1 protein-coding gene is annotated in these 1372 nt (G+C 38.1%); it reads right to left on the bottom strand.

What is annotated here, in order from left to right:
- On the bottom strand, positions 1 to 1311 hold a 1311-nt coding region (locus GF867_RS13590; RefSeq protein ID WP_153833621.1), incomplete at its 3' end, for an ISL3 family transposase.
- Positions 1312 to 1372 lie beyond the last annotated feature (61 nt).

The following is a 1372-nucleotide window of genomic DNA, read 5'->3' as shown; positions in this document are numbered from 1 at the left end:
TTCATCTGAAAAGTATAAGGGGCGAATCGGTTTGTTAGATCTAGCGAGTAACTTTTGACTTAGAAAGACACGCGCACGTAAATGTTCAAAGTTTCGATAACCAAAACCACTTCGCTTGATTGTTTTAATTTTGTTGTTCATGCCTTCAACGACGCCATTTGATAAGGTATAGGTTAAACTATTCTCAATGGCTTCACGATAATGAAAGAGTGTCGTAAAAGCCGTTCTGACATGTCTCGAGACAGTATAGTGACGCGTGTTATGTAAATCTTCTTCAAATAGTGTGACATTATTCATGATGATATCGGTTTTTAAATCATTAATCAACTCGTATTCTATGCGGAACTTTGGATCAATCGATAAGAGGTATTCAACCATACTCTTTTGGGTCACGAGTCCTTCAAATAAACGATGACTATGATAGCGTTCAAAGTCTAATTCTTCGCGATGTTTTAACAGTAGCTTCCATAAACGCTTCAGTTTCGTGTAATCTGTGGGGCGTGTATAGCGAATACGATTCATTAATTGAATACGCGATTGATTCAATGCACGATTTAATAATTGAATGAGATGGAAACGATCAATGATGATCTCCGCATTCGGAAAGAGACGTTGAAAGAACTGATAATAAGGTTTATACATGTCGATCGTAACCGTCTTAACGGACAAGCGTGCTTCGCGTGGATAGCGCATAAAGTAATCCCTCAATTCTGTTTGAACACGTTCCGGAATAATATCAATTAATCGATGGTTGTGGACATCCATAATAATCGCACTCATTCGGTTTCCAACTGATCGAAATTCATCGATACCAATATGCTCAGGCAATGTCTGTTTGGATGGATTTAGAGCTTTCGCTGCTTTCTTTAATTGAGTGCTCACGGGTGTCGGTGAAATATTTAAACGTTTCGCAATCAAGGTCATGGCTTGAATTTCGGCTAATTCAAGGGTAATCATTTGTTTGAGCGTATTCGAAATAAAACAGCGTTCATCTACTAAAGGGGTGGTCGCCATAAAGGTTGTCTGACAATGTTTGCATTGAAAACGTTGCTTCTTTAACATTAATAGAACAGGTTGCAGACCTAACGTGGTCAACTTAATCCGACTGGTTTTGTAACCAAATTTAATGAGGTCATCTGATGAGCGATTGACGACCCCACAGTTTTGACAAGCAGCAGGCTGATAAGATAGCGTCCCGAAAATAACTTTACACGTAACCTCTTTAACTAGCAGTGTGTCTACCTTATCCTCTAATACAATATTTGGGTCTTTAATTTCGAACAATTTTGCGATACTATGTATATATGCCAAGTGAATTCTCCTTTTGATGGTTGTGGTGACTATATTATAAAGGAAATCACTGGCTTTTTTT

This window comes from Fundicoccus ignavus, assembly GCF_009659375.1.
GTDB classification, from domain to species: domain Bacteria; phylum Bacillota; class Bacilli; order Lactobacillales; family Aerococcaceae; genus Fundicoccus; species Fundicoccus ignavus.
This window is presented reverse-complemented; position numbering and strand designations above follow the sequence as displayed.